The organism is Pseudomonas sp. HMWF032 (genome assembly GCF_003060885.1).
GTDB lineage: Bacteria > Pseudomonadota > Gammaproteobacteria > Pseudomonadales > Pseudomonadaceae > Aquipseudomonas.
In genome coordinates this window covers 57,800-80,420 of record NZ_QAIG01000002.1, presented here as the reverse complement: position 1 = coordinate 80,420, position 22,621 = coordinate 57,800, and the positions used below count along the sequence as shown (strand labels likewise).

24 protein-coding genes and 3 tRNA genes are annotated in these 22,621 nt (G+C 60.5%); 21 read left to right on the top strand and 6 right to left on the bottom strand.

The window, feature by feature from the left end:
- Positions 1-53: 53 nt before the first annotated feature.
- The 10 genes from DBR00_RS01105 (at position 54) to DBR00_RS01060 (ending at position 8,858) form a co-directional block, all read left to right on the top strand.
- Positions 54-1,019, top strand: a complete 966-nt coding sequence (locus tag DBR00_RS01105; RefSeq protein WP_108487090.1) for a DUF523 and DUF1722 domain-containing protein — start codon at positions 54-56, stop codon at positions 1,017-1,019.
- Positions 1,016-1,957 carry a MerR family transcriptional regulator gene (locus DBR00_RS01100; protein WP_108487089.1) on the top strand — a complete coding sequence of 314 codons (942 nt, stop codon included), beginning with the start codon at positions 1,016-1,018 and terminating at the stop codon, positions 1,955-1,957. The genes DBR00_RS01105 and DBR00_RS01100 overlap by 4 nt, the downstream gene beginning before the upstream one ends.
- A 14-nt stretch (positions 1,958-1,971) precedes the next feature.
- Complete coding sequence (gene phrB / locus DBR00_RS01095; protein WP_108487128.1) at positions 1,972-3,411, top strand: deoxyribodipyrimidine photo-lyase; 1,440 nt, start codon at positions 1,972-1,974, stop codon at positions 3,409-3,411.
- Complete coding sequence (locus DBR00_RS01090; RefSeq protein ID WP_108487088.1) at positions 3,408-3,830, top strand: nuclear transport factor 2 family protein; 423 nt, start codon at positions 3,408-3,410, stop codon at positions 3,828-3,830. Before phrB ends, DBR00_RS01090 begins: the two co-directional genes overlap by 4 nt.
- Entirely contained in the window at positions 3,827-4,594 is a 768-nt protein-coding gene (locus tag DBR00_RS01085; protein ID WP_108487087.1) for an SDR family oxidoreductase, read from the top strand. Before DBR00_RS01090 ends, DBR00_RS01085 begins: the two co-directional genes overlap by 4 nt.
- A 9-nt stretch (positions 4,595-4,603) precedes the next feature.
- Positions 4,604-5,851 (top strand): NAD(P)/FAD-dependent oxidoreductase, encoded by a 1,248-nt coding sequence (locus tag DBR00_RS01080; RefSeq protein ID WP_108487086.1) that lies wholly within the window; start codon positions 4,604-4,606, stop codon positions 5,849-5,851.
- 17 nt (positions 5,852-5,868) lie between these two features.
- On the top strand, positions 5,869-6,669 hold the full coding sequence (locus tag DBR00_RS01075; protein ID WP_108487127.1) for a DUF1365 domain-containing protein: 801 nt from the start codon (positions 5,869-5,871) through the stop codon (positions 6,667-6,669).
- Positions 6,656-7,930: a cyclopropane-fatty-acyl-phospholipid synthase family protein gene (locus DBR00_RS01070; protein ID WP_108487085.1), complete on the top strand. Its 1,275-nt coding sequence runs from the start codon at positions 6,656-6,658 to the stop codon at positions 7,928-7,930. The genes DBR00_RS01075 and DBR00_RS01070 overlap by 14 nt, the downstream gene beginning before the upstream one ends.
- On the top strand, positions 7,923-8,450 hold the full coding sequence (locus DBR00_RS01065) for a DUF2878 domain-containing protein (protein ID WP_108487084.1): 528 nt from the start codon (positions 7,923-7,925) through the stop codon (positions 8,448-8,450). Before DBR00_RS01070 ends, DBR00_RS01065 begins: the two co-directional genes overlap by 8 nt.
- A gap of 96 nt (positions 8,451-8,546) precedes the next feature.
- Positions 8,547-8,858 carry a YkgJ family cysteine cluster protein gene (locus DBR00_RS01060; protein ID WP_108487083.1) on the top strand — a complete coding sequence of 104 codons (312 nt, stop codon included), beginning with the start codon at positions 8,547-8,549 and terminating at the stop codon, positions 8,856-8,858.
- 126 nt (positions 8,859-8,984) lie between these two features.
- Here the strand turns inward: DBR00_RS01060 and DBR00_RS01055 are convergent, their stop codons facing one another.
- The 6 genes from DBR00_RS01055 to hemA form a co-directional block, all read right to left on the bottom strand.
- Entirely contained in the window at positions 8,985-9,500 is a 516-nt protein-coding gene (locus DBR00_RS01055; protein WP_108487082.1) for an acyloxyacyl hydrolase, read from the bottom strand.
- Between the two features lie 101 nt (positions 9,501-9,601).
- Complete coding sequence (murI, locus tag DBR00_RS01050; RefSeq protein ID WP_108487081.1) at positions 9,602-10,390, bottom strand: glutamate racemase; 789 nt, start codon at positions 10,388-10,390, stop codon at positions 9,602-9,604.
- Positions 10,383-11,141, bottom strand: a complete 759-nt coding sequence (locus DBR00_RS01045) for a molybdopterin-synthase adenylyltransferase MoeB (RefSeq protein ID WP_108487126.1) — start codon at positions 11,139-11,141, stop codon at positions 10,383-10,385. The genes murI and DBR00_RS01045 overlap by 8 nt, the downstream gene beginning before the upstream one ends.
- 19 nt (positions 11,142-11,160) lie before the next feature.
- Positions 11,161-11,994: a peptide chain release factor N(5)-glutamine methyltransferase gene (gene prmC / locus DBR00_RS01040; protein WP_108487080.1), complete on the bottom strand. Its 834-nt coding sequence runs from the start codon at positions 11,992-11,994 to the stop codon at positions 11,161-11,163.
- 131 nt (positions 11,995-12,125) lie between these two features.
- Complete coding sequence (gene prfA / locus DBR00_RS01035; protein WP_108487079.1) at positions 12,126-13,208, bottom strand: peptide chain release factor 1; 1,083 nt, start codon at positions 13,206-13,208, stop codon at positions 12,126-12,128.
- 9 nt (positions 13,209-13,217) lie between these two features.
- Positions 13,218-14,513, bottom strand: coding sequence for a glutamyl-tRNA reductase (gene hemA, locus DBR00_RS01030; protein ID WP_108487078.1), 1,296 nt, complete (start codon positions 14,511-14,513; stop codon positions 13,218-13,220).
- Positions 14,514-14,698: 185 nt separating this feature from the next.
- Here hemA and DBR00_RS01025 point away from each other — a divergent pair, with 185 nt between their 5' ends.
- From DBR00_RS01025 to DBR00_RS00975, 11 genes are all read left to right on the top strand, one after another.
- A complete protein-coding gene (locus DBR00_RS01025) occupies positions 14,699-16,429 on the top strand; it encodes a tetratricopeptide repeat protein (RefSeq protein ID WP_108487077.1) in 1,731 nt (576 codons plus the stop codon).
- On the top strand, positions 16,426-17,046 hold the full coding sequence (gene lolB / locus DBR00_RS01020; RefSeq protein WP_108487076.1) for a lipoprotein insertase outer membrane protein LolB: 621 nt from the start codon (positions 16,426-16,428) through the stop codon (positions 17,044-17,046). The genes DBR00_RS01025 and lolB overlap by 4 nt, the downstream gene beginning before the upstream one ends.
- Complete coding sequence (ispE, locus tag DBR00_RS01015; protein WP_108487075.1) at positions 17,043-17,918, top strand: 4-(cytidine 5'-diphospho)-2-C-methyl-D-erythritol kinase; 876 nt, start codon at positions 17,043-17,045, stop codon at positions 17,916-17,918. Before lolB ends, ispE begins: the two co-directional genes overlap by 4 nt.
- Positions 17,919-17,960: 42 nt before the next feature.
- Positions 17,961-18,035, top strand: a tRNA-Gln gene (locus tag DBR00_RS01010).
- Between the two features lie 51 nt (positions 18,036-18,086).
- A tRNA-Gln gene (locus tag DBR00_RS01005) sits at positions 18,087-18,161 on the top strand.
- 46 nt (positions 18,162-18,207) lie between these two features.
- A complete protein-coding gene (locus DBR00_RS01000) occupies positions 18,208-19,149 on the top strand; it encodes a ribose-phosphate pyrophosphokinase (protein ID WP_090251437.1) in 942 nt (313 codons plus the stop codon).
- Between the two features lie 114 nt (positions 19,150-19,263).
- On the top strand, positions 19,264-19,869 hold the full coding sequence (locus DBR00_RS00995; RefSeq protein ID WP_108487074.1) for a 50S ribosomal protein L25/general stress protein Ctc: 606 nt from the start codon (positions 19,264-19,266) through the stop codon (positions 19,867-19,869).
- A 69-nt stretch (positions 19,870-19,938) separates the two neighbouring features.
- Positions 19,939-20,529 (top strand): aminoacyl-tRNA hydrolase, encoded by a 591-nt coding sequence (gene pth / locus DBR00_RS00990; protein WP_108487073.1) that lies wholly within the window; start codon positions 19,939-19,941, stop codon positions 20,527-20,529.
- 30 nt (positions 20,530-20,559) lie between these two features.
- Positions 20,560-21,660 (top strand): redox-regulated ATPase YchF, encoded by a 1,101-nt coding sequence (ychF, locus tag DBR00_RS00985; protein WP_108487072.1) that lies wholly within the window; start codon positions 20,560-20,562, stop codon positions 21,658-21,660.
- 78 nt (positions 21,661-21,738) lie between these two features.
- Positions 21,739-21,815: transfer RNA gene (locus tag DBR00_RS00980), tRNA-Met, on the top strand.
- A 102-nt stretch (positions 21,816-21,917) separates the two neighbouring features.
- Positions 21,918-22,505 (top strand): hypothetical protein, encoded by a 588-nt coding sequence (locus DBR00_RS00975; RefSeq protein ID WP_108487071.1) that lies wholly within the window; start codon positions 21,918-21,920, stop codon positions 22,503-22,505.
- Positions 22,506-22,621: the final 116 nt, after the last annotated feature.

The following is a 22,621-nucleotide window of genomic DNA, read 5'->3' as shown; positions in this document are numbered from 1 at the left end:
CTTAAGTTGTACATCCACCAGGATCTGTACAAGTCGTAAGTCAGAGGTTGCCCATGAGCCCATCCGCCAACGCCGCCGCCAAACCCAAACTGGGGATCAGTGCTTGCCTGCTGGGCAATGAAGTGCGCTACAACGGCGGGCATAAGGAATCGCGCCTGTGCAGCCGCATCCTCAGCGAGCATTTCGACTTCGCCCCGGTGTGCCCGGAAGTGGCCATCGGCATGGGCACGCCGCGTGAGCCAATCCGGCTGGTTGGCAATCCGCAAGCGCCTCGCGCCGTCGGCACGGTCAATCGTACAGTGGATGTCACAGCCCCGCTGACCGCTTATGGTGAACGCATGGCCGGTGAGCTGACCGACATCTGCGGCTACATCTTTATGCAGCAGTCGCCGTCCTGCGGCCTGCACCGGGTCAAGGTCTACCAGGACAATGGTCGCCCCAGCGAGCCGGGCCGCGGTGTCTTTGCCCAGGCCTTCTGCGCCCGCCACCCCAACCTACCGGTGGAGGAAGATGGCCGCCTGAACGACCCGATCCTGCGCGAGAATTTCATCACCCGCGTGTTTACCTACGCACAATGGCAACAGCTGCTGCGTGATGGTTTGACGCGCAAAAACCTGATCGACTTCCACTCACGCTACAAATACCTGCTGATGGCCACCAATCCGGTGCAGTACAAACTGCTCGGGCGCATGCTCGGGAACCTGGGCCAGCAGGACCTGAACGAGCTGGCACCGCGCTACTTCAGCGAGCTGATGAGCGCGTTGAAAAGCTGTGCCACCCGCCGCACCCACAGCAACGTGCTGCAGCACCTCAGCGGTTACCTCAAACAATCCCTGAGCAGCGAAGAGAAACAGGAAATGCAGCAACTGATCGGCCAGTACCGCCATGGCGTGGTGCCGCTGGTGGTGCCTATGACCCTGCTCAAGCACCACTTCCGTCGTCACCCGGACCGTTACATCGCGCAGCAGGTCTACCTGCAGCCGCACCCGGAAAACCTCAGCCTGCGAAATGCCCTATGAGCCTTGAACCGATCACTGACGGCCTGGCCGCCGACGATTACCAGGCCGCGATCGCCCAGGGCTTTATGCCGATTCGCGATGTGGCGCGCATCACCGGAGTCAACGCTGTCACCCTGCGCGCCTGGGAGCGTCGCTATGGGCTGATCGTGCCGCACCGCACGCCCAAGGGCCATCGCCTGTATTCCGATGAACATGTCACCCGCATCCAAGCGATTCTCACCTGGCTGGGCCGTGGCGTGTCAGTGAGTCAGGTCAAAGGGCTGCTGCGTTCCAATCAGCCGGCCTTCGCCGAAGCCAGTTCGCAATGGGAAAGCAAGCGTCAGCAGTTGCAGGAAGCCATCTGCAACCTCAACGAGCGACGCCTGGACGACTGTTTCAACAGCGAGCTGGCGCTCTATCCGCCGCATACTCTGTGCCAGCAACTGCTGCTGCCGCTGCTCAACGAGCTTGACCTGCGCTGGCGCAACCAGTTCGGCGCGCAGGCCGAGCGGGTGTTCTTCTACTCCTGGCTGCGCAGCAAACTCGGCGCCCGCCTGTACCACAACAATCGCCAGTACAACGGTGCGCCACTGCTGCTGATCAACGTTTCCGACCTGCCGATGGCCCCCGGCCTGTGGCTCACGGCATGGCTGGCGAGCAGCGCCGGCAGCCCGGTGGACGTTTTCGACTGGCCACTGCCGCCCACCGAACTGGCACTGGCGGTTGAACACATCCAGCCGCGTGCGGTGTTGCTGTATTCCAGCCAGGCGCTGAACAGCACCCACCTGCAACGCCTGCTCGGCGGTTACGACTGCCCCTGCCTGCTGGTCGGGCAAGTGGTGCAGATCCACGCCGACGAGCTGCAAAGCATCACCGCACAGAATGCCGAACTGAGCCTGGCCGCCGACCCACTGGCCGCCCTGCACAGCCTCAGTGATCTCAACCTGCTGCACAGCTGACAGGATTCAACATGCTGCAATTGATGTGGTTCCGCACCGACCTGCGGGTACAGGACAACAGCGCCCTGGCGGCCGCCATGCGCAGCGGCCCGACTGTGGCGCTGTTCCTGCTCAGCCCCGGCCAGTGGTTGGCCCATGATGACGCGCCGAGCAAGGTCGACTTCTGGCTGCGCAACCTCCAGGCGCTGAGCGCCGAACTGGGCAAGCTCAACGTGCCGCTGCTGGTGCGTGAGGCCGACGATTGGAGCGCCGCGCCGCAGGTGATCGGTGAGTTATGCCAGCAGCTGCAGATCGGCAGCGTGCAGGTCAATGAAGAATACGGCGTGCATGAAAGCCGCCGCGACCAGACCGTGGCGCAAACGCTTGATGGTCTGGGAGTGACTTTTCACAGCCACCTGGATCAACTGTTCTTTAAGCCCGGCAGCGTGCTGACCAAATCCGGCAGTTATTTTCAGGTCTACAGCCAGTTCCGCAAGGTCTGCTATCAACGCCTGCACAGCACCCTGCCCGCGCTGATCGCGACACCCAAGGCGCAGGCGCCGCTGGCGATTCAGCGTGATGCCATACCTGAACACGTCAACGGGTTTGCTCTACCCCCTGCGGCCCTGCGTGCATTGTGGCCGGCCGGTGAGACCGAAGCCGCGCGACGCCTGGATGATTTCGCGGCGCAACAGATCGACCTCTACCAGAGCGCCCGCGACTTCCCTGCGCAGCCCGGCACCAGCCAGCTGTCCGCTTACCTGGCCGCCGGCGTGATCTCGCCACGCCAATGCCTGCACGCCGCACTGGCGGTCAATCAAGGCGAGTTCGACAGCGGCAATATCGGAGTCATCACCTGGATCAACGAGCTGCTTTGGCGTGAGTTTTACAAGCACATCCTGGTGGGCTACCCACGTGTATCCATGCACCGCGCCTTCCGCCCGGAAACCGAGGCCGTGGCCTGGCGTGATGCACCGCTGGAGCTCAAAGCCTGGCAACAGGGCCGCACCGGTTTCCCGATTGTCGATGCGGCCATGCGCCAGCTGCTGGCCACCGGCTGGATGCACAACCGCCTGCGCATGATCGTGGCGATGTTTCTGACCAAGAACCTGCTGATCGACTGGCGCGAAGGTGAGCGTTTCTTTATGCGCCACCTGATCGATGGCGACCTGGCAGCCAACAACGGCGGCTGGCAATGGAGCTCATCGACCGGCACCGATTCGGCGCCATATTTCCGCATCTTCAACCCGCTCAGCCAGTCGCAGAAATTCGATCCGGACGGGCGTTTTATCCGCCAGTGGCTGCCGGAGCTGATCGGTCTGAACAAAAACAATATTCATAACCCGGCCGCCATGGGTGGACTGTTCGGCATCGCCGACTACCCCACGCCCATTGTCGACCTGAGCAAAAGCCGCACGCGTGCCCTGACTGCATTCAAGAGTCTGCCGCACTTTGCCGGCGAGGAGGCCCTATGAGCGATTTTCTGCGACAGTTCGCCCAGGACTTTGCCGGGCTGAACAAGGACAATCTCGACCGCCTGGGCCAGCTGTACAGCGATGACGCATTGTTCTGCGACCCGCTGCATGAGGTGCGCGGCCTGGCCAATATGCAGCGCTACTTCGGCGAGATGTACGCTAACGTCAGCGAACTGCGCTTTGACTTCTACGGTTTTGACCAGGTGCGCGACGGCGAAGGCTACCTGCGCTGGACCATGAGCTACCGCCACCCACGCCTGGCTGGCGGGCAACTGATCCGCGTGGAAGGCTGTTCGCACCTGCTGTGGCAGGACAAGGTCTATCGTCACCGTGACTATTTCGACGCAGGCAGCCTGCTCTACGAGCACCTGCCCTTACTCGGCTCAGCAATTCGCTGGCTGAAACGGAGGTTGGCATGAACGCGAACGCACGGCGCATCTGGCTCACCGGCGCCAGCAGTGGCATCGGCGCGGCCCTGGCCGAACAATTGCTCGAACAAGGCCACCGCCTGGCCCTCAGTGCCCGCAGCCTCGAACCATTACAAGCCTTGGCCAAGCGCTACCCACAGCAAGTGCTGGTGGTGGCCGGCGACCTCAGTGATGCCGCGCAAGTGCGCAGCATCGGCGAGCACATTGCCCAGGTCTGGGGCGCGCTGGACTGCGCCATCCTCAATGCCGGCACCTGCGAATACGTTGAAGTGCGTACCTTTGAGGCGGCGATGGTCGAACGGGTGATGCGCGCCAACCTGCTCTCTGCCAGCTACTGCATCGAAGCCGCCCTGCCCCTGCTGCGCCAGGGCAATCGTCCGCATCTGGTGGGGGTCGGCAGTTCAGTGACGTTTATGCCACTGCCGCGCGCCGAAGCCTACGGCGCGTCGAAAGCCGCCATGCGCTACCTGCTTGAAGCACTGCGCATCGATCTGCATGCGGAAAAAATTGCCGTCACCCTGGTCAGCCCCGGTTTTGTCGACACCCCGCTGACACAGAAAAACGACTTCCCCATGCCCATGCGCTGGCCGGTGGACAAAGCCGCCGCCTACATTGCTCAACGCCTGGATCAGCAGCCCTTTGAAATCGCTTTCCCTGGCCCGTTTATTGCCATTCTCAAACTACTCGGGCGCTTGCCCAAAGGCCTGCAGGTCGCCCTCGGCGCCCGCATGGCCCGCACCGAAGCCAAGACCTAAGGACAGCCCATGAAAATTGCCATTATCGGCAGCGGCATTGCCGGCCTCACCAGTGCTTACCTGCTCAACCGCCGTCACGAGATCACGGTGTTTGAGGCCAGCGACTGGATCGGCGGCCACACCCACACCGTTGATGTTGAGGTGAGCGGGCAGCGGTACGCCGTGGACACCGGCTTTATTGTGTTCAACGACTGGACCTACCCGAACTTTATCCGCCTGCTCAGCCAGCTCGGCGTTGGTTTCAAGGACACCGAGATGAGTTTCTCGGTCAGCGACCCGCTAAGCGGCGTGGAATACAACGGGCACAACCTCAACAGCCTGTTCGCCCAACGCAGCAACCTGGTGTCGCCAAAGTTCTGGGGCATGGTGCGTGACATCCTGCGCTTCAACCGCGAAGCGCTGAACGACCTCAACCTGCAGCGCATCGCCAGTGACATGACCCTCGGCGATTACCTCAAGGCCAATGGCTACAGCGAGCGCTTTATCCAGCATTACATCGTGCCCATGGGCGCGGCGATCTGGTCGATGTCGCTGAATGACATGCTCGGTTTCCCGCTGCAGTTCTTTGTACGCTTCTTCAAAAACCACGGCCTGCTATCGGTCAGCGACCGCCCGCAGTGGTGCGTGATCGAAGGCGGCTCCAGCAGCTATGTGGCGCCGTTAACCGAATCGTTCAAGCAACAGATCCGCCTGAACTGCGCGGTGACCCGGGTTGAACGCGATGGCGACGGTGTGACCGTGCACAGCGCTGCCGGTAGCGAGCGCTTCGACAAAGTGGTGTTTGCCTGCCACAGCGACCAGGCCCTGGCGTTGCTGGCCGCGCCGACGCCTTCCGAACAGGCCATCCTCGGCGCGCTGCCCTATGCCGACAACGATGTGGTGCTGCACACTGACACTCGCCTGCTGCCGAAACGGCCACTGGCCTGGGCCAGCTGGAACTACCGCCTCGGCGGCCCTGTAGATCAGCCAGCCGCCGTCACCTACGACATGAACATCCTGCAAGGCATCCAGAGCGACACGACTTTCTGCGTCAGCCTGAACCAGACCGCCGCCATCGACCCAAACAAAATCCTGGCGCGCTACACCTACGCCCACCCGCAATACAGCCTGGCCGGCATGGCCGCACAGGCGCGCTGGGAAGAACTGCTCGGTGCCAACCACAGCTACTTTTGTGGTGCTTACTGGGCCAATGGTTTCCACGAAGATGGCGTGGTCAGCGCGCTGCGCGTAGCCCGTGAATTCGGTGAGGCGCTGTAGTGAACAGCACAACGGCACTGAACAGCGCCCTCTACAGCGGCTGGGTGCAGCACCGGCGTTTTGCCCCACGCCTGCACAACTTCCGCTACCGCATGGGCCTGCTCTACCTCGACCTGAGCGAGCAGGACGCCGTGCTCGCGCTATCGCCCCTGGCTGGGCATGGTCGCTTCGCGCCCTTTGCCTTTCGCGAAACCGATTACCTGCCGCAGTTCACCGGTGCAGGTATCCGCCTGATTGATGCCGTGCGCCAGCGCGTGACAGAAGCTCTCGGGCGCACGCCGCTGGGTACCATCTGCCTGCTGACTCAGCCGCGCAGCTGGGGGCTGAGTTTCAATCCGGCGAGTTTCTTTTACTGCCATGAGGCTGATGGTCGTCTGGCGGCGATTCTCTGTGAAGTGAGCAACACGCCATGGCGCGAACGCTACCACTACGTCTTGCCGGCCGAGGGCGAGGGGCATCAGCACGTTGCCGTGGCAAAGGCGTTTCACGTCTCGCCCTTTCTGCCGCGCGAGCTGGAATACCGCATGAGTTTCAGCCCGGCTGGCGAACGCCTGGGCATTCATATGGCTGACTGGCAGGGTGAGGACAAACTCTTCGACGCCAGCCTCAGTCTGCAGCGCAGCGCACTCAACCGCGCGAGCCTGCACCGCTACCTGATCAACTTTCCCTGGATGACCGGTAAGACCGTGGCCGCCATTTACTGGCAAGCCCTGCGTCTACTGCTCAAACGCATTCCCCTGTTCACCCACCGGGCCGCTGAAGGTAATTTCCGCGTCGCTCGCCCCGCATCAAAGGAAGTCCCCCATGAAAAGCTCTAGCCTGGCTTCTGCAAAACACACCGTACGTGCCGGCAGCGGCATCGGTGCCAGCCTGCTGCGCCGCGCGGTGCTGCGCCAGCTGAAACAGCTACGCCACGGCCAACTGGTGATCGTCGAAGGCGATGAGCGCATGGAGTTCGGTGATGTCCACTCCAGCCTCTGTGCCGAGATCCAGGTGCAGGATGGTGCGGTCTGGGGACTGGTGGCCGGCAATGGCTCGATCGGCTCGGGCGAAGCCTATATCCACGGCTACTGGACCACCCCGGACCTGACCGCGGTGATCCGCGTCTTCGTCAGCAACCTGGACGTCCTCGACGCCATGGAAAGCGGCCTGGCCCAGCTGGGCCGCCCGTTGATCCAGGGCTTGCACTGGCTCAACCGCAACACCCGTAAAGGCTCGCGCAAAAACATCTCGGCGCATTACGACCTGGGCAACGAGCTGTTCGAGCAGTTCCTCGACCCGACCATGATGTACTCGGCGGCGATGTTCCAGAGCGCCGATGACAGCCTGGAACAGGCGCAACTGAATAAGCTCGAACGTATCTGCCAGAAGCTTGCCCTCAAGCCCAGCGACCACCTGCTGGAAATCGGCACAGGCTGGGGCAGCATGGCGATCTACGCCGCCACCCACTTCGGCTGCAAGGTCACCACCACCACCCTGTCGCGCGAGCAATTCGCCTACACCCAGCAACGTATTGCCGAGCAGGGTTTGCAGGGGCAGATCACCCTGCTGCTGGAGGACTACCGCGATCTGTCCGGGCAGTACGACAAGCTGGTGTCGATCGAGATGATCGAAGCCGTTGGCCATCGCTTCCTGCCCACCTACTTCGAGCAATGCGCCAGCCTGCTTAAACCCGATGGCCTGATGCTGCTGCAGGCCATCACCATCCGTGACCAGCGTTATGAGCAGGCGAAAAACGCCGTGGACTTTATCCAGCGCTATATCTTCCCCGGCGGCGCGCTGCCCTCGGTAAACAAGATGCTGGAAATCATCACTGCCAAGACCGATATGAACCTGCACCACATGGAAGATTTCGGCCTGCACTACGCCCGCACCCTGCGCATCTGGCACGACAACCTGCGCCAGGCGCGGCACAAGCTGGAACAGCAGGGTTACGACGACTACTTCTTCCGCCTGTGGGAGTTCTACCTGTGCTATTGCGAGGGTGGCTTTATCGAGCGCACCATCGGCACCGCGCAATTGCTGCTGGCCAAACCCGCCGCACGCCCAGCTCCTCTGTTAGGAAACCTAGATGGCTAAGTTGATCGTCAACACCCTGCTGTTTCAGCTTGGCTGGTTTGCCTGCGTCTTCGGCGGCGACAGCCTGTGGCTGCTGGTTATCGCAGCGGTGCTGGCGATACATCTGCTGTGGACCAGCAGCTGGGCGGCGGAAGGCAAACTGCTGATCACGGTGTTTCTCGCCGGCAGCGCACTGGACAGTTTCCTACTCAACCTCGGCGTGTTCGACTTCGGCGAGCCGCGCACGCTGATCCCGCTGTGGCTGGCCAGCCTATGGCTGCTGATGGCCACCACGCTCAACCACTGCCTGGCCTGGACCGCGCAACCCTGGTGGCGCGGCAGCCTGCTCGGCGCAATAGGTGCACCACTGTCCTATTATGGCGGCGCACAGATTGCCGGCGTCGATCTGCCCTACGGCACCTGGCCAAGCCTGCTGCTGATCGGCGTTATCTGGGCGCTGGTGATGCCCGTGCTGCACGGCTTCGCCAAGCTCTACCGCAGCCAGTACGAACAGAGCCTGCGCACACGCCAGTCGGCGTAACAAACAGGCTCAGCGCAGGGCTCGATGGCTAAAACGCCAGCCACCCTACGTCGACAGCAGACGCCGCAGTAACACCGATGACGTACACTGCGCGGCATGAGTCAGAACATCCCCCATACCCAACTTGCGGATGAACCCGCAGTAAGCTGCAGCAACTGCGCCGCCTGCTGCTGTCAGCTGGAAGTCATGCTGATCACCGACACCGGCGTGCCGCCGCGCTATATCGACACCGATGACTGGGGCGGCGAAGTCATGCTGCGCCTGGACGACGGCTGGTGCGCCGCGCTGGACCGCGACAGCATGCGCTGCACCATCTACGAAGTGCGCCCACTGATCTGCCGCGAATTCGAAACCGCCTCGCCGGAATGCCTGGATGAGCGCAAGGGCATGAACAGCATCTACCGCTAAGCACGCACAAAAAATCGTCAGAAACGATTTTTAACGTCGCGCAGCAATGGCTCCGAAGGGCTGGCGCTGTGGATGGCAGGCCATAAAAAGCCGGATAACAATCCGGCTTTTTAACAGCTCAAACCGCTAGAAACTCATGCGGTAATGCAGGCTATAAGTCTCAACCCCGTCGTTAGGCTGTTTAAGCCCTGCGTTGGAGTAATGCAGGGCGCGCACGCCGACTTCCTGCCCGGCGAAACGCACACCGAAACCGATGCGGTCTTCAAACTGGAAAGACGAGCCCAGGTCGTTGTCTTCCAACTCGGTACTGCTGAACGCGGCAATGCCGATACCGGCTTCGAGATAGGGTATGAAGCGTCCGCCGGCAAACTCGTAAACAAACACCGGACTCAGCGAAAGGCTGTGGTTGCTGGAGGTTTCATCCCCGTCCCAGTAGGTATACGCAGCATCCCAGTAACCCGTTAGACGACCGACATCACTGGCAAACCAGCTCTGGTTGAAATCGAACTGCGTGCCCAGGCGGTAAGTCATGGTCGAGTCGCCCGTCTGGCCAACTGCCGCACTTACATCCATCGCCTGCACTGCACTCACATGCCCCCAAGCCAAGGCCAGCAACGCAGCCAAGGTCACGACTTTTCTCATGGCAATTTCCTTGTTCAGCCCAATAGCGGAGGTGTCTGTAGACGCCGCCTGAGAGTATAGAAATCTTTAGCCGCTTAGAGAGTATTCAGCGTACCGCCACATCAGGGCAGACAGCGCACCTGGCTGGCTTCGTGCCAAAGCAGCGGCAGCACCCGCTGCATGGTTGCCGGCTCGGCACTGGACCAGAATGCCGTGGGCTGTGCAGGTCCAGTGGCCAGCAGCTCACGCGCCGCCAGCAGGCGCTGAACCTGGCGCGCCACCGCCGCACCGGTGTCGACCAGGCTGATTGACTCCGGCACCAGGCTGCGCAGCAGCGGTTTGATAAAGGGGTAATGGGTGCAACCGAGAATCAGCGTGTCACAGCCTTCGGCCAGCAGCGGCGCAACAAAACCCTGTAGCAGCTCGCGAGTGGCAGGAGTGTCCAACTCGCCGGCCTCAATCCGCTCGACCAGCCCCGGGCAAGGCTGGGTGATCACCCGCACATCGCTGGCAAAACGGTCGAGCAAGGCGGCGAACTTGGCGCTCTTCAGTGTGCCGGTGGTGGCCAGTACGCCGACCACGCCGGATTGCGTCGCAGCCGCCGCTGGCTTGACTGCAGGCTCCATGCCCACCAAGGGCAACTGCGGATACAACTCACGCAACTCGGCCACCCCTGCCACCGTGGCGGTGTTGCAGGCCAGCACCAGCGCCTTGGCGCCCTGAGCCAAAAGAAACTCGGCCAGCACCCGGCAGCGTTCGCGGATAAATTCCGGACTTTTCTCGCCATAGGGCACATGGCCGCTGTCGGCCACATACAGCAACGACTCATGAGGCAACAGCGCGCGAATTTCGCGCAACACCGACAAACCGCCGACGCCGGAATCGAACACACCAATCGGCGCGTTACTCACCGCTGGTCACTCCACACACGCTACAGCCCGGATCACGTTTGACCCGCAGCTCGCGGAAACGGCTGCCAAGGGCATCAATCAGCAGCAAACGCCCCACCAGCGGCTCACCGAACTGCGCCAGCAGCTTCAGCGCCTCCAGCGCCTGCAGGCTGCCGACCACACCGACCAGCGGGCCGACCACACCGGCTTCGCTGCAGGTCAGCTCCGCTTCGCTGCCATGGCCGTAAATGCAGTGGTAGCACGGGCTGTCGTCACGACGCGGATCAAACACCGACAGCTGGCCCTCCAGGCGGATCGCCGCACCGCTGACCAGCGGCACCTTGGCCGCAACACAGGCGGCGTTGACCGCCTCGCGGGTGTTGAAGTTGTCCGAGCAATCCAGCACCAGGTGCACCGCTGCAACCGCAGCCGCCAGAGAATCGCAGTCCAAACCCTGGCGATGGGTGTGCAAGCGCAGCTGTGGGTTGATCGCCAACAGACGCTGGCTCGCCGAATCGACCTTGCTCAGACCGATGCTCGCGGTGTCGTGGGCGATCTGCCGTTGCAGATTGGTCAGGTCGACCGTATCGAAGTCCGCCAGATGCAACTCTCCGACACCCGCAGCCGCCAGATACAGTGCCACCGGCGAACCCAGACCACCGAGACCGATGATCAGCACGCGGCTGTTTTTCAGGCGCAGCTGGCCGGCGATATCGATCTGTTGCAACAAGATCTGCCGGCTGTAGCGCAGCAGTTCCTCGTCATTCAGCATGTCATGCGGGCTCATGGCATCACTCATTCTCGAAACGTCCCAGAGTGATACGCTCATGGCCGCCCAAGTCACGCCGGCTTTCCACAGCGCTAAACCCACGCGCGCTAAGCAGCTCACGTACCGCCGCAGCCTGATCGAAGCCATGCTCCAACAGCAACCAACCACCGGGTTCAAGAGAGCCCGGAGCCTGCTGGATGATCAGGCGAATATCATCCAACCCATCCACACCGGCGACCAGTGCGCTGCTTGGTTCGAAGCGCACATCGCCTTCGGCCAGGTGACGGTCATCGGCGGCGATATAGGGCGGATTGCTGACAATCAACTGATAGCGCTGGCCTGACAGGGCACTAAACCAGTGGCTCTGCACAAAATTGGCATTGGCCAGTTTAAGGCGTGCGCGGTTGCGTTCAGCCAGGGCGACCACCTCAAGCACACGGTCCACACCGGTCAATCGCCAAGCCGGGCGCTCACTGGCCAATGCCAGGGCAATCGCACCGGTGCCGGTGCCCAGATCAAGCAGCGCAGCCGGTGTGGCCGGCAGCAGCGCGAGCACGGTCTCCACCAACAACTCGGTATCCGGCCTTGGGATCAGGGTATGCGGGGCAACCTCCAACTCCAGGCTCCAGAAGCCTTGCTGGCCAAGGATATAGGCCACCGGCTCGCCGGCCTGACGCCGAACGAGCGCGGCCTGATAACGCTCAATCTGCTCGGCCTCAAGTGCGCGCTCTGGCCAGGTATGCAGGTAACTGCGCGATTTTCCCAGGACGTGGGCAAGCAACAACTCGGCGTCCAGCCGTGGGGTGGGCGAGTCGGGCAGGTCGGCTTGATTGAGCAGGGATTCGATGGTGACCATAGTATTCTCGTGGGGCGGCTCGCGCTTTATCGATCCACCGCAAGCTTCTGCTGGATAAAAATCCTCATCCACCCTATGTGGCGTACGGCGTACGGCGTACGGCGTAGGGTGCGCCGTGCGCACCACAGCACTCAATCGCCCAGCGCGGCCAACTGATCAGCCTGATATTCGACCAGCAGTGGCTCGATAATCGCCTCGACGCCGCCGGCGATCACTTCATTGAGCGAATACAAGGTCAGGTTGATGCGGTGATCGGTCACCCGCCCCTGTGGGAAATTGTAGGTGCGAATGCGCTCGGAACGGTCACCAGAGCCCACCAGCAGTTTGCGCGAGTCGGAAATTTCCTTGTGCGCGGCAGCTTCCTGCTGATCCTTGAGTTTCGCCGCCAGCCAGGCCATAGCCTTGGCGCGGTTCTTGTGCTGCGAGCGCTCTTCCTGACATTCCACCACGGTACCGGTGGGAATGTGGGTGATGCGGATCGCCGAGTCGGTGGTGTTGACGTGTTGACCGCCCGCGCCGGAGCTGCGGTACGTGTCGACACGCAGGTCCGCCGGGTTGATGTCGATAGCCATCTGCTCATCCGGCTCGGGCAACACCGCAACGGTACAGGCCGAAGTGTGAATACGGCCCTGAGATTCGGTTTCCGGCACACGTTGCACGCGGTGCGCGCCTGATTCGAACTTGAGCTTGCCGTAAACGTTGTCGCCCTCAACCCGGGCAATCACTTCTTTATAGCCGCCATGCTCCCCTTCGCTGGCCGACAGCACTTCCACGCGCCAGCCCTGCTTCTCGGCATAGCGTGAATACATGCGAAACAGGTCGCCGGAGAAGATCGCCGCCTCGTCACCACCAGTGCCGGCACGCACTTCGAGGAACACGTTACGGCCGTCATTCGGGTCTTTGGGCAGCAGCATGCGCTGCAAGGTGGCTTCCAGTTCGATCAATTGCGCCTTGGCTTCGGCGACTTCTTCCTCGGCCATTTCACGCATGTCCGGGTCGCTGTCCTTGAGCAGCGCCTGGGCGCCTTCCAGATCTGCCTGCACCTTACGGAAGGCGCTGAACGCCTGGTAGACCGGCTCAATCTCAGCGTATTCCTTGGAATAGGCGCGAAACTGCGGCTGATTGCTGATCACGTCAGCATCACCGAGTAAGGCAGTCAGCTCTTCGAAACGATCCTGCAACAGGTCGAGTTTGTTGATCAGTGACGCTTTCATTGCAGACCTTTATTGATGGGCCGAGCTGTTAGGGGTAGCGGCAGGCGGCACGCCCTCGTCGAGGGCAAACAGTTCTTGAGCCACGCCCAGCGCATCGACGCGGCCGTCAGCAGAGAATTTCTTCAGCTGCACGCTGGGCGCATGCAACAGTTTGTTGGTCAGACCACGGGCCAGTTGCGCCAGCACGTCCTCGGCGGAGCTGCCATTGCTCAGCAGGCGCAGCGCCTTGCCCAACTCCTCGTCACGCAAGCGCTCGGCCTGCTGGCGATAGGCCTTGAGCACATCCACTGCCGCCAGTTCACGCAGGCGCTGCATAAAGTCCTGAGCGCCAACGCTGACCAGCTCTTCGGCGGCCTGAGCCGCGCCCTGACGGCTCTTGAGGTTTTCTGCGATGACCTCATGCAGGTCATCGACGGTATACAGATAGACGTCGTCCAGTTCACCAACTTCCGGCTCGATATCACGCGGCACGGCGATATCGACCATGAAGATTGGCTTGTGCTTGCGCTGCTTGAGCGCCCGTTCGACAGCGCCCTTGCCAAGAATCGGCAGCTGGCTGGCGGTGGAGCTGATAACGATATCGCTGTTGACCAACTCATCGGGGATTTCCGAAAGCAGCACGGCGTGCGCGCCGAACTGTTCGGCCAGGCTGCTGGCGCGCTCCAGGGTGCGGTTGGCCACCACGATGCGCTTGATGCCCTGATCGTGCAGATGGCGGGCAACCAGGCTGATGGTCTCGCCGGCGCCGATCAGCAACGCCTGACTGCGGTGCAGGTCGGCGAAGATCTGCTTGGCCAGGCTGACGGCAGCGAAGGCCACGGAAACCGGGTTTTCGCCAATCGCGGTATCGGTACGCACGGTCTTGGCGGTACTGAAGGTGGCCTGGAACAAGCGCCCGAGCAGCGGGCCGAGGGTGCCGGCCTCGCGGGCCACAGCGAACGCCGACTTCATCTGCCCGAGAATCTGCGGTTCACCCAGCACCATGGAATCCAGCCCCGACGCGACGCGCATCATATGCCGCACGGCTTGATCATCGGCATGGATATAGGCGCAGGCACGTAACTCGTCGAGGCTCAGCTGATGATAATTGGCCAGCCATGCCAGCACCTCATCGGCGCCCAGGTCATCCTGTTCAAGATACAACTCGCTGCGATTGCAGGTCGACAGAATCGCCGCTTCACGGCTGCTGGTGCGCTGACAGAGCTGCTGCAATGCCTCAACCAACTGCTCGGGAGTGAAAGCCACGCGTTCGCGGACATCCACCGAGGCGGTCTTGTGGTTGATACCGAGGGCAATAAAGGCCATGCACGATCGCTGACAGGGAGTGGAAGCCGGCAATTGTCCTACTTCGGCAATGCGAGAACAACCACTGCGGCTTATTGTCCCTATAGGCAGCTTTGTCTCTCTCACCAGGATCGTGGCAGCCCATGGGCTTGCCCCAGCGCTTGTGTCATGATGCCCAGACCGCAGGTTGGCCACATACTCTTCTTATGAATAGATCCTTTGCCTTGCTGACTGCCGCTGCCTTCTTAAGTGGCTGCCAGACCTTTGCCCCTTCTGCCCCGGATGGCACGCCACCCGTGGAAGATCCAGCCACTGTTGCCACGCCTACGCAGCCGCAGGTGTATCGCGCATTCAGCCAGGAAACCCTGCTGGCGCTGTTGACCGCAGAGCTGGCAGGCCAGCGCAACCGTTTTGATATCGCCCTGGAAAACTACCTCCAACAGGCCAAGGCCACCCAGGATGCCGGTGTCGCCGAACGCGGCTTCCGCATTGCCGAGTACCTGGGAGCCGAGCAGCCTGCACTGGAAACCAGCCTGCTGTGGGCCAAAACTGCACCCGAGAATATCGACGCGCAGCGCGCCGCCGCCGTACAACTGGCCCGCGCTGGCCGTTACGACGAATCCATGACATTCATGGAGCAGGTGCTACAGCGTCAGGGCGATACGCACTTCGACTTCCTTGCCCTGTCTGCCGCCGAAACCGACCCGGATACGCGCGCTGGTCTGCTACAAAGCTTCAACCGTCTGCAGGCGAAATATCCGGACAACAGCCAGCTGCAATTCGGCAAAGCCCTGCTGCTGCAACAAGATGGCCGCCCACAGGAAGCCTTGGAGCTGCTCGAAGAGCAACCCAGCAAGAATCGCCCAATTGCATCAATCCTCCTGCATGCCCGCCTGCTGCAAAGCCTCGATCGCAATGAAGACGCCCTGCCGCTGCTGGAAAAAGGCCTTGAACAGTACCCTAACGACAAACGCCTGCGCCTGACCTATGCACGCCAGCTGGTTGCACAAGACCGCTTGAACGATGCCAAGGGCGAATTCGCCTCACTGCTGCAGCAATACCCCAATGATGATGACCTGCGTTTCTCCCTGGCCCTGGTCTGCCTGGAGGCCGAATCCTGGGAAGAAGCCATCGTCTACCTGGAAGAACTCGTCGAGCGTGGCAGCCACAGCGATGCCGCGCATTACAACCTGGCCCGCGCTTACGAAGAACTGGACGACATCCCTAGCGCGCTGATCGAGTACGCACTGGTCGGCCCGGGCAACGACTACCTGCCAGCCCAGGCCCGCCAGAGCGAGTTGTTGTTCAAACAGCAGCGTGGCGACGAAGCCGCTGAACGCCTTAGCCGCGCCCGCGAAAGCCAGCCCGACTACGCCATCCAGCTGCACCTGATCGAGGCCGAGGCCTGGTCCAAGCAACGCAACAGTGAGCGTGCCTGGCAAGTCATCGAGCAGGCCCTGGAACAGTTCCCGGAAGACCTCAACCTGCTCTACACCCGCGCCATGCTGGCGGAAAAACGCGGCGACCTAACCCTTTTGGAGGAGGATCTGCGCTTTATTCTGGAACGCGAACCCGACAACGCCATGGCCCTCAACGCCCTGGGCTACACCCTGGCCGACCGCACCACACGCTATGCCGAGGCCAAACAGCTGATCGAGCAGGCCCATCAGCTCAATCCCGGCGACCCGGCCATTCTCGACAGCCTCGGCTGGGTCAACTACCGCCTGGGCAACTTAGATGAAGCCGAACGCCTGCTGCGCAAGGCCATGCAGGAATTCCCCGACCACGAAGTCGCCGCCCACCTGGGCGAAGTGCTGTGGGCCCAGGGCAAGCAGAAGGAAGCGCGCAAACTTTGGCGCGAAGCCCTGAAGCAGCAACCCGACAGTGACATTCTGCGCAGCACCCTGCTGCGCCTGACCGGAGCAGAGACGCTGTGAAGCTTGTCCGCCACCTGCTGGTTTTCAGCCTGATCACTTTACTTGCAGGCTGCGCCGGCCTGACCTCGAAAGAAGCGCTGCAAGGCCAGGGCAATGCACAAAGCTGGCAGGCCCACAAACAGCGCATCAGCAGCCTGGATGCCTGGCAAATCAATGGCAAAGTCGGCATCCGCGCACCGAAGGACTCCGGCAGCGGCACGCTGTTCTGGCTGCAACGCCAAGATTACTACGACATTCGTCTCTCCGGGCCACTCGGTCGCGGCGCCGCTCGCCTCACCGGCCGACCAGGCGAAATCATCCTGGAAGTGGCAAATCAGGGCCGCTATCAAGCCGCCTCACCGGAACAGTTGCTGCAAGATCAGCTCGGCCTCAACCTGCCAGTCTCCCATTTGCTCTGGTGGATTCGCGGCCTGCCCTCACCGGACAGTAAAAGCCGCCTGAACCTCGACGAGCAGAGCCACCTGGCACAACTGAGCCAGGATGGCTGGTACGTCGAATACCTCAGCTATACCGAGCAAAATGGCTTTTGGCTGCCGGAACGCATCAAGCTCAGCGGCTTTGACCTGCAGGTCACCCTGGTGATCAAGGACTGGCAACCACGCCAGCTCGGTCAATGAGCAACCTGGCCATACCCACCTCTGCCGAATTGACTCTGCCGGCACCGGCCAAGCTCAACCTGATGCTGCATATCCTCGGTCGGCGCCCTGATGGTTACCACGAACTGCAAACGCTGTTTCAGTTTCTCGAGTTTGGCGACGAACTGGGGTTTACCCTGCGCCACGACGGCGAAATCCGCCTGCACACCCCTATCGACGGCGTGCCCCATGACAGCAACCTGATCGTTCGTGCTGCCCGATTGCTGCAGCAGCAAACTGGCTGCACACTGGGCGCCGACATCTGGCTCGACAAACGCCTGCCCATGGGCGGCGGCATTGGTGGCGGCAGCTCGGATGCGGCCACCACCCTGCTCGGCCTAAACCACCTGTGGCAACTGCACAGCAGCGAAGACCAACTGGCAGCGCTAGGACTCAGCCTGGGGGCAGATGTCCCTGTATTCGTGCGTGGCCACGCCGCCTTTGCCGAAGGCGTTGGTGAAAAGCTACAGCCAGTAACGCTGAACGAACCCTGGTTTCTCGTGGCAATTCCGCAAGTGCTTGTCAGCACTGCGGAAATTTTCTCCGACCCTGAGTTGACACGCGATACGCCGCCCATTAAAGTTCGCAGCCTTCTTGAGGGGGGTGGTCATAATGACTGCCAGCCGGTGGTTCAGAAGCGTTACCCTGAAGTTCGTAACGCTTTGATCCTGTTGAACAAATTTGTTCCAACTCGATTAACCGGCACTGGAGCTTGTGTGTTTGGGAGCTTCCCAAACTGGGACGATGCTGATAAAGTCGCCCGCCAACTTCCAGGCACTTTGCCAAGTTTCATTGCCCAAGGTCGTAACATTTCGATGCTGCACCGCAAGCTGGAAACACTGGTCAGGAAGTAGATGCATGCTCTGCAGTTAAATAGAGCAACGGGTTGTACATGTAGGGGCGTCGCCAAGCGGTAAGGCAGCAGGTTTTGATCCTGCCATGCGTTGGTTCGAATCCAGCCGCCCCTGCCATTCCGTCCTGGAGCGGATACTCAACTCAAAGCATTTGGTTACACAGGATACAGGGGCGTCGCCAAGCGGTAAGGCAGCAGGTTTTGATCCTGCCATGCGTTGGTTCGAATCCAGCCGCCCCTGCCATTTTCTGTACTCATCCAGGTATACCCTCAGCCGGCAGGTACTGCGCGTGTCCAAGATGATGGTCTTTACGGGGAACGCTAACCCCGATCTGGCGCGACGTATCGTACGTCAGCTGCACATTCCCCTCGGTGATGCTTCTGTCGGTAAATTCTCCGACGGCGAAATCATGATTGAAATCAACGAAAACGTCCGCGGTAAAGACGTCTTCCTGATTCAACCGACGTGTGCGCCAACCAATGACAACCTGATGGAACTGGTGGTGATGGCAGACGCCTTCCGCCGCTCCTCAGCGACCCGAATTACTGCTGTTATCCCCTATTTTGGCTATGCCCGCCAAGATCGCCGCCCACGCTCCGCGCGCGTGGCCATCAGCGCCAAAGTCGTGGCTGACATGCTCACCGTGGTAGGCATCGACCGGGTTTTGACCGTCGACCTGCACGCGGATCAGATCCAGGGCTTTTTCGATATCCCGGTAGATAACATCTACGGCTCCCCGGTACTGGTGGACGATATCGAAGACCAGCGCTTTGAAAACCTGATGATTGTCTCCCCGGATATCGGCGGCGTGGTGCGCGCTCGTGCCGTGGCCAAATCCTTGGGTGTTGACTTGGCGATCATCGATAAGCGCCGCGAGAAAGCCAACCACTCCGAAGTGATGCACATCATCGGTGATGTTGAAGGCCGCACCTGCATCCTGGTCGACGACATGGTGGATACCGCCGGCACCCTGTGCCACGCCGCTAAAGCGCTGAAAGAACACGGCGCCTCGAAAGTCTTTGCTTACGCCACACACGCAGTACTGTCTGGCCGCGCAATCGAAAACATTGAAAAATCCGTACTCGACGAGCTGGTGGTGACCAACACCATCCCGCTGTCCGCTGCCGCTCAATCCTGCTCGCGCATTCGCCAGCTGGATATTGCTCCGGTAGTCGCTGAAGCGGTACGCCGCATCAGCAATGAAGAATCGATCAGCGCGATGTTCCGCTAACCCGGACCCCGCCCTGAACGCAAACGCCCTGCCCTGATGGCAAGGCCTTTCAACCAACCGTCCCGTCGCTGGTCGCAAGCGTAACGGACGGTTTGGTTATTTTGGAGAAGTGAAATGACTGTTGAATTTAGCCTGAATGCCGAAGTGCGTTCCGACCTGGGGAAAGGTGCGAGCCGCCGCCTGCGTCGTAACGTTGCCATGGTACCTGCGGTAATCTACGGCGGCGAAAAAGCCCCACAATCGATCAGCCTGCTGGCCAAAGAACTGGCCAAACTGCTGGAAAACGAAGCCGCGTTCAGCCACGTACTGAGCCTGAACGTTGCAGGTAGCACCGAAAGCGTGCTGATCAAAGCCCTGCAGCGCCACCCAGCCAAAGGCTACGTACTGCATGCTGACTTCGTTCGCGTTGTCGCCGGCCAGAAACTGACCGCTCACGTCCCCCTGCACTTCATCAACCAGGAAACCTCGGTTGGCGTGAAGCAGCAAGGCGGCGAAGTGTCTCACGTACTGGTAGAAGTAGAGGTTTCCTGCCTGCCGAAAGACCTGCCTGAGTTCATCGAAGTCGACATGGCTGCCGTTGAAGTCGGTCAGATCGTTCACCTGGCCGACCTGAAACTGCCGCAAGGCGTTGAGTTGGTCGCACTGGCTCATGGCAACGACCTGGCAGTGGCCAACATCCACGCCTCCCGCGTTGTTAAAGACGAAGGCGCTGCCGAGTAAACCTCGCAGTGTCGGAAACCAGCCTGGCATGCGATTCTGCCAGGCTATTTCCACATAAGGGCTCCTGACATGACTGCCGTACAACTGATCGTTGGCCTGGGTAACCCCGGCCCTGAATACGACCAGACCCGGCACAATGCAGGGGCCCTTTTCGTTGAACGGCTGGCAGACAGTCAGCGCATCAACCTGAGCCTTGATAAAAAATATTTTGGCCTGGTGGGTAAGTTCAGCCATCAAGGCCGCGATGTTCGCTTGCTGATCCCGACGACCTTTATGAACCGCAGCGGCCAGGCCGTTGCCGCATTGGCGAACTTCTTCCGCATCCCGCCAGACGCCATACTGGTCGCTCACGACGAACTCGACATGCCGCCAGGCGTCGCCAAACTCAAACAGGGTGGCGGGCACGGCGGACATAACGGGCTGCGCGACATCATCGCCCAACTCGGCAATCAAAATAATTTCCACCGCCTACGGCTTGGCATTGGCCATCCTGGGCACAGCAGCCTGGTCTCCAGTTTCGTTTTGGGCCGCGCGCCTCGCAGCGAACAAGATTTATTGGATACCAGCATTGGCTTCGCACTGGATGTACTGCCGGAAATACTCGCCGGCGACTGGACCGTCGCCATGCGTAAACTGCACAGCCAGAAAGCCACCTCCTAACTTTTATCGCCAGCGCGCGAGGGAACCATCATGGGATTTAACTGCGGCATCGTCGGCCTGCCCAATGTCGGCAAGTCCACCCTGTTCAACGCCCTCACCAAATCCGGGATCGCGGCCGAGAACTTTCCGTTCTGCACCATCGAACCCAACAGCGGCATCGTCCCTATGCCCGACCCACGCCTCGACGCCCTGGCAGAAATCGTTAAACCCGAGCGCGTGATTCCCACCACCATGGAATTCGTCGACATCGCCGGCCTGGTAGAAGGCGCCTCCAAAGGCGAAGGCCTGGGCAACAAATTCCTCGCCAACATCCGCGAAACCGACGCCATTGCCCATGTGGTGCGCTGCTTCCAGGACGACAACGTGATTCACGTTGCCAACAGCGTCGACCCCAAGCGCGATATTGAGATCATTGACCTTGAACTGATCTTCGCCGACCTCGACAGCTGCGAAAAGCAACTGCAGAAAGTCACTCGCAACGCCAAGGGTGGTGACAAAGAAGCGGTCGCCCAGAAAGGCCTGCTGGAAAAGCTCATCCCCCACTTTACCGAGGGCAAGCCTGCACGCACCCTCATGAAAACCCTGAGCGATGATGAAAAGGCTCTGGTACGCGGCTTCCACCTGCTCACCAGCAAGCCCGTGATGTACATCGCCAACGTCGCCGAAGACGGCTTCGAGAACAACCCGCTGCTCGACGTGGTGCAAGCCATCGCTGACGCCGAAGGCGCTCCGGTGGTGCCCGTGTGTAACAAAATCGAAGCCGAAATCGCCGAACTCGATGACGGTGAAGAGAAGGACATGTTCCTCGATGCTCTAGGCCTGGAAGAACCTGGCCTCAATCGCGTTATCCGCGCCGGCTACGAGTTGCTTAACCTGCAAACCTACTTTACTGCAGGCGTGAAAGAAGTACGCGCCTGGACCGTCAAAGTCGGCGCCACGGCACCGCAAGCGGCCGCTGTCATCCACACCGACTTCGAAAAAGGCTTTATCCGCGCCGAGGTCATCGCCTACAACGACTTCATCCAATACAAAGGCGAAGCCGGGGCTAAAGAAGCGGGTAAATGGCGATTGGAAGGCAAGGAATACATCGTCAAGGATGGCGACGTCATGCATTTCCGTTTTAACGTGTAAGCGCTTGATCGCGCGCAGAAATTTTCGAAAAGAAGGGTTGACACCCACCCCCAAGACGCGAATAATGCGCGCCACATCGGCTACGTAGCTCAGTTGGTTAGAGCATAGCATTCATAATGCTGGGGTCCGGGGTTCAAGTCCCTGCGTAGCCACCAAACAAAACAAGGGTTTACCGAAAGGTAAGCCCTTTTTTGTGCGCGCTAGTGACTACAAAGTGACTACAGCGTGCCCACCTCCCTTGCAACGGCAGGACGCCAATGAAATTCCTAAAGCTCACTCTGATTGCGGCAGGGCTGTTTGCGGTGGGGACACTGCTTTTCCCGATGCTTCCCCTACATTACCAGCACGAAGTAACCGACTGGTATGCCCGCCTAGGCACACCCACCTATGCAGAATCACCGGACTATTTCTCTCGACGAGACCAAGCCTCGATCATCCGCGAGAATGAAGCACGTGGCCACAAGCTGAAATGTTATGGAAATCTGGGCCATACGGACCGCATCACCGTAAAGGACGACTATCTATGCTCGGCGCATATAAGCACTGCGTACGACAACATCCCCGCCCGACTAGTAACCTTCTTTTTCTCCAAGAACGAATTAACTAACGTACGTATCGAGTTCGCGGCCGGAAGCTTTGACCGTTTGGATGACTATCTTTCGAGAAAGCTTGCCGACTATCCGCGCCTAGACCAAGAGCCTGGAGCCAAGCATGGAACAGATCCGTTCGGGAAAAAGTTGGTTGTATGGCGAGTCCAGGATGGCCTGATCATCGCTGCAGCTGAGGATACACCGGGGCAAAACCCCATCATGTTGTGGAGCGGTTATAGGTATGCAGACGAGTAACCCAGCTCACGGGGTAACTCATCGAACTCTTTGCCCACTCAAGCAACATACAGGTGGGCAAGGAGACAACACGACAAGAACAGCAGATATACGCCTAGTGAATCGCCCCGGGTTTT